The 8813-nt window shown below is 42.2% G+C and carries 8 protein-coding genes and 3 pseudogenes; 2 read left to right on the forward strand and 9 right to left on the reverse strand.

The features are described from left to right. Positions 1 to 131 precede the first annotated feature (131 nt). The 6 genes and pseudogenes from ACZM60_RS13755 to ACZM60_RS13780 all read right to left on the reverse strand — a co-directional run bounded on the left by ACZM60_RS13755 (position 132) and on the right by ACZM60_RS13780 (position 4504). Positions 132 to 992, reverse strand: coding sequence for a DUF4007 family protein (locus tag ACZM60_RS13755; protein ID WP_118166158.1), 861 nt, complete (start codon positions 990 to 992; stop codon positions 132 to 134). Positions 993 to 1171: 179 nt separating this feature from the next. Further along, a complete protein-coding gene (locus ACZM60_RS13760) occupies positions 1172 to 1786 on the reverse strand; it encodes an HU family DNA-binding protein (protein WP_118166156.1) in 615 nt (204 codons plus the stop codon). 1067 nt (positions 1787 to 2853) lie between these two features. Next, positions 2854 to 3165, reverse strand: a complete 312-nt coding sequence (locus ACZM60_RS13765) for a helix-turn-helix domain-containing protein (RefSeq protein WP_004295270.1) — start codon at positions 3163 to 3165, stop codon at positions 2854 to 2856. 8 nt (positions 3166 to 3173) lie between these two features. After that, positions 3174 to 3638, reverse strand: a complete 465-nt coding sequence (locus ACZM60_RS13770) for an IS5 family transposase (RefSeq protein WP_005650024.1) — start codon at positions 3636 to 3638, stop codon at positions 3174 to 3176. Next, positions 3592 to 3963, reverse strand: coding sequence for a helix-turn-helix domain-containing protein (locus ACZM60_RS13775; protein ID WP_005641938.1), 372 nt, complete (start codon positions 3961 to 3963; stop codon positions 3592 to 3594). The genes ACZM60_RS13770 and ACZM60_RS13775 overlap by 47 nt, the downstream gene beginning before the upstream one ends. 224 nt (positions 3964 to 4187) lie before the next feature. Continuing rightward, positions 4188 to 4504: pseudogene (locus ACZM60_RS13780) on the reverse strand (helix-turn-helix domain-containing protein). Between the two features lie 73 nt (positions 4505 to 4577). Here ACZM60_RS13780 and ACZM60_RS13785 point away from each other — a divergent pair. Together ACZM60_RS13785 and ACZM60_RS13790 are read left to right on the forward strand one after the other, a co-directional pair. Next, a pseudogene (locus tag ACZM60_RS13785) lies at positions 4578 to 4754 on the forward strand (Ppx/GppA family phosphatase); the annotation flags it as partial. A 128-nt stretch (positions 4755 to 4882) separates the two neighbouring features. Continuing rightward, positions 4883 to 5011 (forward strand): annotated as a pseudogene (locus tag ACZM60_RS13790) (transposase); the annotation flags it as partial. A gap of 210 nt (positions 5012 to 5221) precedes the next feature. Here the strand turns inward: ACZM60_RS13790 and ACZM60_RS13795 are convergent. From ACZM60_RS13795 to glgP, 3 genes are all read right to left on the reverse strand, one after another. Next, positions 5222 to 5758 carry a methylglyoxal synthase gene (locus ACZM60_RS13795; RefSeq protein WP_004295275.1) on the reverse strand — a complete coding sequence of 179 codons (537 nt, stop codon included), beginning with the start codon at positions 5756 to 5758 and terminating at the stop codon, positions 5222 to 5224. Between the two features lie 54 nt (positions 5759 to 5812). Next, the gene (locus ACZM60_RS13800; RefSeq protein ID WP_004295276.1) at positions 5813 to 6622 is read right to left on the reverse strand and encodes an arginase family protein; all 810 of its coding nucleotides are present in this window, start codon (positions 6620 to 6622) and stop codon (positions 5813 to 5815) included. A gap of 16 nt (positions 6623 to 6638) precedes the next feature. Beyond that, positions 6639 to 8813: alpha-glucan family phosphorylase (glgP, locus tag ACZM60_RS13805; RefSeq protein ID WP_489521781.1), on the reverse strand; the 2175-nt coding region annotated here is incomplete at its 5' end.

Below are 8813 nucleotides of genomic sequence, written 5' to 3' on the forward strand. Positions count from 1 at the left end.
TACCAATAATCGTATAAGAATGGATACCAGTCTTGAATCCATTTATAAGATTGTTGACCACATTCTGAGCGTTAGGAGTTACAATATATTGCATCCCTTTAGCAAACCCATTTTCTATATTGGCTGATAAATTAAATGTCTGCATTGTCGTAGTAATTATTTAAAACCATCATCGGATCAATATCTTGAATAAATTGCATCTGCCGGATTCCTGCTACGTCACTATAGTTTACAAAGTTATTATACTTTTCTGCGATATATTTTAACATGTTTATTGTCTCCAAATCCGACATACAAAAGATTAAACCTAATTCTTGCAAAAGCTCATAAGGAGCAGTTCGCTCCTCTCCTTTTAACTTGACTAAACCATAAAAGAAGATTTCAGGTGTAACCTGTCTTTTACCCTCTATATTAAAGAAATAGGCTTTATTATTATCGCTATCCATTCTTATTAAGTCAAGGTCAAGAAGTAAAGAAGAATAATCCTCGTTTGAAGAAGCCTTTTGTGGAATGACATAATTCAACAATAAAACTCCTATATCTTTTTTTACAGTATTCTCATTAAACAAACTATACTTATTATCTTCTAAAAGTCGTCTTTTCACATAAGACAAAACTTGAGCTCGATCAAACTCTTTTCGCTCTTTCTGTAAGCCTTTAAAAAGCCAATCATACAATGTAGCTTCACCACTTGTCACAATCGTAAAATGCAACAACCATAGCGTGGCCAAATCCTCCATATATTTATCTCGACCCGCAACTTCATCAAAAAGATAATCAGCCAACTCACTTAAATCCTTCCCATCATACAGGCCAAAAGATTTCAACCAAAAACGAATCGATGAAACCATATTCTTCCCTACGCCTAAGTCAATTACTGCATCAGGAGCATTAAAATTTCTTTCACGCTTCACAAAGTCATATCCTTTTTTTAGCCACAAAGACTTACAAGGGAATGATTCATGACCTGAAAATGTATACTTTATATTCATACAAATCTTATTAACTGAGATAAATACCTAAAAGACTTCTTAATAACAGTCCTTTTTAAATGTACAAAAATACGATGATTTATTGAAATCACAAAGGACGAATGAACACTTAAAAACAGGAATCTAGAGTCTTTTTAATATATTCATCTCATAATCAAGTTCCAGAAAAGTCACCCCACTCATAAGTCCATTTCACTCTTTCTCCCCACCACATACACCGGCTGATACTTCGTCCCCGCATTCTTCAACACCCCATCCTTCACCAGTTCCCGAATCACCCGCGTAGACTTCGACGAATTGAACCCAGTGAGCCGTTCAAAGTCACGGCGTTGCAGGAAAGAATGCGCCTTGAAATACTCCGCTAATTTCTGTTTCACCTCTTCCTCGTCCAGTTTGGTAGAATGATGCGCCTCGTCCACCTTGCGCTCCAGATACACACTCTGGAAACGGTCAATCAAGTCTTTGTCGGGCGTGAACTTGATGCTTCTCACCTGTACATCGTCATCCTTAATATACTTCGGATTAATGTCTGGCGCACATTTCAGGCTCAGACTGAAATAGCCGATTCCTTCCAGATGCACTGCATATCCGTTGCTCAGGTTCTCATAAAGCTCATCGTTCAGGGCCGTGATGACAGCTGCCACATCGGCTGGAGAGGCGGTACATTTCTTGCGTATCGCTTCACGGACTTCACGGGTGGTCACCACGTCTTTGGTAATCACTTTTGCATGCAACTTCGGTACGGAAACTCCCTCCTTTACCGGATTCTCAAACAGGTCAAATTTTATAGCCATAATCGTTTTAGTTATATTGTAATTATACTTTTTTCAAAACGCTTATACAAAAATACCTCGACACGTAGCTGTCAAGGTCGCGACACGAACGTGACGAGACATCAGCACGAACGTGTCAAGACCTCGTCACGTACGTGTCGAGGTAAATTTAACTCAAATTTTAGAAAAATGCAAGAAAATGCTAACTAATTTTAGTTCTAATCCATACCTAGCAACGTCACTCCATAAAAGGAGTTTTTTTACTTTAAATTCTTATCAATTTGATGGATTAATTTGAAAGACAAACGCTTATGGAAGTTCTGAAAAGTCTAAGGTAACGATTTGGAGATTGTGCTAATTTCAGTACTTTACAGTCTCATACTTATGAACAACTTTTATAGGACAAAGATACTATTTTTTTTGAATAAGAGAATAATTTCACAGGAAAAATAGAAATTTTATGGGGAAGTGTTCTGATAGCATGTCGTTGTAGATTGTAGGGAGGGGATGTAAAACGGCAGGCACATAGAATTTCCGATATTCAGAAAGCCGTATTCCCAAAATAGAGATTATTTTTGAAAGAATCACATAATCCGCTAAGAATAAAAGTTTATGCGGATCATCAAAAAACGAGGTAACGAGTTGGCAACCGTTCTGGTTTCTACATACTTGCATCAATTGCGTTGATGTGCAACTCACTTTATGTAAAGGTACGATTTTTTACGGAACATGCAAAACACCTTTGATTTTTCTTTTTTAGCAACCGTCAAAAACAATCTTTCGGTTTCATATCCCGGTCACAAAGGCGGTACAGTCTCTTTATGGAAAGTAAACAAAGGTCAGGCAGGATTGAAACAGACTGTTACGAGAACAGTCAGAAAAGGATTGCATACAGGAATTACAGTCTGATACCGGGCAGGGGACGACTTTGTGCCAAAGTCCAAAAAGAGGTTCTTTTTCCAGACGGCAAACTCCCTCACCTCTAAAAAACAGTCTGTGGCTGGCGCACGCAAACGTCCAGCCTTTATGCGGACAGTCTTAATGCCCGCAGCCTGTACAAGTGCGTAAAAAACAGGTAAATGGAATCTTCATCCGCTTCCCCGCGCCTTGCCGACACTCCTATATTCCCGTTCCAACACCTGCTCGATCTCGCTCCTCTTGTACAAGACCTTGCCACCAAGTACATAGTAAGGCAGCGTGCCGTTGCTCCGATACTCGCCCAATGTCCTGCGGCTGACTTTCAGCATACACGCCACCTCACTGTCGCACAGGTACACGTCTTCTTTTGGCGGAACCGCGCCATCTCCGAAAATGCCGTCAATCATCGCCGACAGCCGGTCGATACGCTCGTGGATGGACTGCATCCACGCATCGTCTTTCGTTTTCAATTCATTAAACATTATATAGATTAATTTGTTATATGACTCATTTTGTGACTGATTCTGAAGTTGTGTAATCCACAAGCAATAAGAATCACCATATCTTCGAAACCGAATTTATGGCATCTGAATCGTTCTTTGACAATACGGCATTTTTTCATACCACCTATGGCATGCTCCACTTTAATCCTAACTCCGGAAATCCGCTTGTTCTCTTGTTTTTCAACACAAGTAAGCTCTTTCCCTTTAGGTTTCTTTTTGGGCATGCATATTTCAACTCCATCCGGTTTGTGTCCGATGAAACCTGTATCCTGCCAGAGCCTAATACCTTTGGGAAGTAGAAGAGGTTCTTCATCACAAATCTTTTTGTCATGGACATGACCTTTGTATGTGGAGCTCAACCATACAATCCGAAGATTGTTAGTACATAACAGGTTATTCTTTATGCTATGAGTTTTTTTTACCACTATAGCATGCAGACTGCCAGTCTTCATCCAAAGGACGCTGAATAGGTCGCTCGGTTCCGTCCAACAAGACTTCTTCGCACCCTTGAAGAATGTGTATCAGACGTTTGGAGTTACGGTCAGGCAATTCACCAAGCGTTTTCAATGTACGCCGGAGAATCTCAGAAAGAAGGTGAATCCATCTATTGGCCTGGGGCTGGGTCATCTCAAACTGAATAGCATGGAGTTCCTGAAGGGGATTGGTCTTCAGATATACCAATATGAAGAACATTTTGTCCTGAATCAGAGACAACACTGTTGTAAGATATACGTTGGCGCACTTTACCTTCCAAGGTAAAATGGCTGTAATATTCATCCCAATGGTACTTGAAAGTTATTAGCAAAGCGTCAAACTCAGCAGGAGTTAATCCTGTCGCAGCAAGCACTTGGCTATGACGGTGGCGAATCTTGTCGTAATACATCAATTGAACTTTTTAGATCACAAAGATAAATCAAAGAACGCTTTAATCAATTATTCGATATAAACTCTATTATACATACTGCTCATTTGTCTTTTGTTGATACTTCAGTTCAATTCCTTCAAATGGTGTGCCCCCTGTAGCGTGCATCCTTGCGTCTGTCCTCCACTTTCGTGACGATACGCTCCACGTCTTCCGGCAGGTAATAGGTACGGTTGCCTATCTTGGTATAGGCGAGCGTGCCGTTATCCCGCAAGGTCTGCAAGGTGCGCTTGCTGATTTTCAGCTTCAGGCAGACATCCTGGTGGTCGAGCCAGCCAGCCGTCCTCTTCACGCCTTTCAAATCCAGATGGGGATTCCCTCCACCCTATGTATGAACCGTTCGATTTTCATGGCAAATTCCTCGAACGCCTTCCTTTCAAAACATACGGTTTCCATAACAATCCGATTTTATGTTGATACTTCAAATTCATACCATCCGGAGAAACGGTCACTCGTGGTGCCGGTATAACAGCGCATGGAAGAATTTAATCTGAAAACTGACCGTGCAGATGTTATTGTTCCCGCCGCTGAGATATTTCTGATAATTGCAGGTATTGTCAAAGCTGAGTATATCCATGTTCCGGTCATTGGCTTAGCAGATGGTATTATTGACAATTTGTATGCCATATACCTGAAAACGGAATAAAAGGAATTGTGCATAGCTGTTTTAACTAGGGGATATTCAGTAAATCCTATAAAATTAGCCAACTAATTCATACTAAAAGTATTGCGAATTAGTTGGCTTTTTGTATCTTTAGGTATTTCCCCTAAAATTTTGAAGAACGATTGACAAATGCTTCAGCGGAGTCGTTCAATGCTAAAATCAAAGCTCTTCGAAGCCAGTTTAGAGGGGTGGCTGATCTGAAATTCTTCATGTTCAGACTGGCTAGGCTATACGCTTAAAGGAAAGCTTGCCAACCGGAAAAATCCGCTGCCCCTGGAAAAAGCAGCATAGCCAAAAGAAAATATAGCAGAACTGTAAAATATAAAAGAGTTTGTGCCAACGTTTTGACACAAACTTAGCAGATTACTATTCAGCTGATACCTATTCTGAAAGATGTAAACAACTTGTTTCTTAGATAGCCTTATAAATATTCTACTACTTATTACAGTTCATTTAGAAATGTTATTCTCACTTTTATTCCTCCGCTTTTTCACTTGCTCCACTGCTTCAGATATGATTCCCTTGTTTTCAAAACGCTGCGTGTAATTAGTGTAATCCGGGTGAATACGTTCGTAAGTTGGGTCAGTGAATAAGGGACTCGTAATAATGTGGTCCGCAGTCGAACGGTTACAGCAGAAAACAATATTTTCAACTCCAGCCAGTCTGGTCAATGCTTTCACATCCGTATCATGCGGCTGTAGTGTCATCGGATCTGTAAAAAAGAACAGATAGTCTATTTCTCCTTCTACGATCCGCGAACCAATTTGCTGGTCACCTCCTAAAGGACCAGATTTCAGGATTGTGATATCCCATTTGATTTCAGGATGTTTTTCTTCAAGGGCTTTTTTAATTAGTGTACCGGTTGTACCCGTACAATAGAATTTATGTCCTATCAGACGTTCCGAGTTCCAGAGAACCCACTCTATCATGTCTTTTTTCATTGCATCGTGTGCAACAAGTCCAATTCTACGAACAATTGTTTCCATAAAGCTAAATTATTTTATTTTTATATGATAATTATAATAACAAAAAAACTAATTCTATTGAAGGCCGGAGGATGACCGGATAAATCTGAGCAATTCTTTGTTTGCCTGGCTATCCATGACGGTTTCCCGTTTTTCTTCAAAAAGATTGAGTGTTGTGGAGCATTCCCCACAGATGTCAATGCCTACTACCTGTTCTTTCTGAAGAATAACAGCCAGCAGTTTCTCCAATTCCCATAAGCTGAGAGAACCTTGATCCCAGTTTGTTGCTGCCGAAGCCGGATTCAAGACATCCTTGTCTATGGAAATGTAAACCGGTCCGTTGATATGTCCGGAAGAAAAGTTCTGCCAACCCTCTTCGTGCATGAGCGTAGTTTCACTGTAAAACCGAACTTGTCTTTCATATCCTTTCGGCACAGCCTGTATCAGTTTGTCTGAAGAACCTACGATAATTACTTTCTTGCAGTTGTTGTTATGGTCCAATATATCCTTTACCCAACTTCCGCAAGAAAGTATGTTGTCAAACAACGGTGGCTGCATATCGGGATGGTGGTCGAACACAATCAGCGAAAACGGAGTTTCAAGTTTGTCTGTCCAGAATTTAGTCAAATAATGATAATTGCCTGAATCGATGAAATGGACTCCCTCCGCCGGATAATCAGCAATCATCCCCTTCAAAGCCAAAGCCCCCTCCCTGTCACAGTAGCCATCTGTACCATAAAGATGACGACAATCCAGCCATATAAATTTATTGTTCCGGGCAAACGCCTCGTAGTCATACACTCCCGTGAAGTTCATGATGATGATCGGCCATGCTATCCGTTTATCTGTTTTTTGATTTTGCCCGCTCATACGTTGTTTTTGCATATCCTTTTACTGTTCATTAAAACCATCGTACATAACAGAAATCTTGTCGGTGAGGTAACAAAGCATTCTTGGGATACATACGGAAGGCCTGCTTGAAGCTTCCAGCGTTGAAAATGCCGGATGTCGCCTTAAAGGTATATAAATTCCCATTCTTGGAAACCGGCAAAAGGGGAATAACCTCATATATGTGATCCTGACCGTCTTCACGCCTGATAATGACCGATTCTATTCCGATTGCGTCATCCAGGCCTTTCTCATCAACGACAACCGTCACCTCATATTCCTTTCCGGCTTCAACCGTGGCATTCAGCCCATTCCCTGCCTCTATGGATTTGATTTCTATGGCATCCCATCTGCTTCGGACGTTTGCTTTCCAGTCAGCCATCATTTTCGCCTTCGCAAAGTTGTCGGCTGCCAGAATGTGGAAATGCTCTGACAGTTTGTTATAGAACCTGTCATAGTAGTCGTCCAACTGTCTTTTCATGGTAAAATGGGGAGCGATTTGTGCGATTGAGTTCTTGATATACTTGACCCAGTCTTCCGAATAGTTCTTCCCCCCATGCTCGTAATACAGTGGCAGGATGTCATGCTCCAACAAATAATAGATGGCTTCGGCATCCAGCTGGTTTTGGTACTGTTCATTCTGATAAGTCCTTTTATCAGTCAGTGCCCATCCAGCATCCTTACGGTATCCTTCATACCACCAACCGTCCAGCACGGAGAAATTAAGCACACCGTTCATCAATGCCTTCTCGCCCGACGTACCCGAAGCTTCTGCCAACCGCGTAGGGGTGTTCATCCAAATATCCACCCCCGAGATAAGATGGCGTGCCAGGTCCATGTCGTAATTCTCCAAGAATATGATTTTACCTAAAAATTCCGGACGCCGGGATATTTCCACGATTTGCTTGATCAGCCCCTGCCCGGCACCGTCATTGGGATGGGCTTTGCCTGCAAAGATGAACTGTACCGGATATTTCGGATTATTCACAATCCTGGCAAGTCGGTCTATATCCGTGAACAGAAGATGAGCCCTCTTATATGTAGCAAAACGGCGTCCGAAGCCTATTAGAAGAGCATCGGGATTGAATCTCTCAAAAATGGAAACGCTCAATGCCGGATCAACCTGACTCCTGAGCCAGTCCTTGCTGCATTTGCTTTTGATATAGTCCAGCAATTTTGCTTTCTGTTTTAACCGGGTATTCCATATCTCTTCATCTGGGATGCCATAGACAGCCTCCCAGATTTTCTGATTGGACTGGTCACAGAAAAAGTTCTCATCAAAATTGTCCTTGAAAAGCTTTTTCCATTCTGCCGCACACCAGGTAGGCAGATGTACCCCGTTGGTTACATAACCCACATGGTTCTCTTCCGGGAAGTATCCCTTCCAGATCGGCGCAAACATTTGCTGGGATACCGATTTATGCAACTTGCTGACACCGTTTACCTCCTGGCAGGTCTTGCAGGCGAAGACAGACATGCAGAAACGTTCCTCCTTGTCTCCCGGATTGTGACGCCCGAGATCCATCAGGTTATCCCAGGTTATACCCAACTTGCCAGGATATCCCTTCATATATTTATTGAAAAGCCCTTCGTCAAAATAATCATGACCAGCGGGTACGGGAGTATGTACGGTATAAAGTGAGGAAGCACGTACCAGCTCCATGGCCTGCCCGAAATTCAAGCCGCCATTTATGTAATCACAAAGCCGCTGGATATTGATCAGTGCGGCATGCCCCTCATTACAGTGATATACATCTTTCGTTATACCTAAAGCTCTCAGCGTTATCATCCCGCCTATGCCAAGCAGTATTTCCTGTTTTAGCCGATTCTCCCAGTCGCCTCCATACAGATGGTGAGTGATAGGGCGGTCAAACTCACTGTTGAGTTCATTGTCCGTATCCAGCAGATAAAGGGGAATACGCCCCACACTGGCTTTCCAAACATTGGCATGTACCACAAAACTGTCGGCATAGGGGACGTGGATTACCAGTTGTTTCCCATCCGGTTGCATTACCTTTTCAATCGGGAGCTGCCCGAAATTCTGCGCTTTATAATTGACTGTCTGCTGGCCGTCCATGGAAAGCGACTGGTCAAAATAACCGTAACGGTACAAAAGTCCTATGGCACAAAGGTCCACATTGCTGTCCGACGCCTCTTTCAGGTAATCCCCCGCCAACATTCCCAAACC

The organism is Phocaeicola sp. (assembly GCF_057861905.1).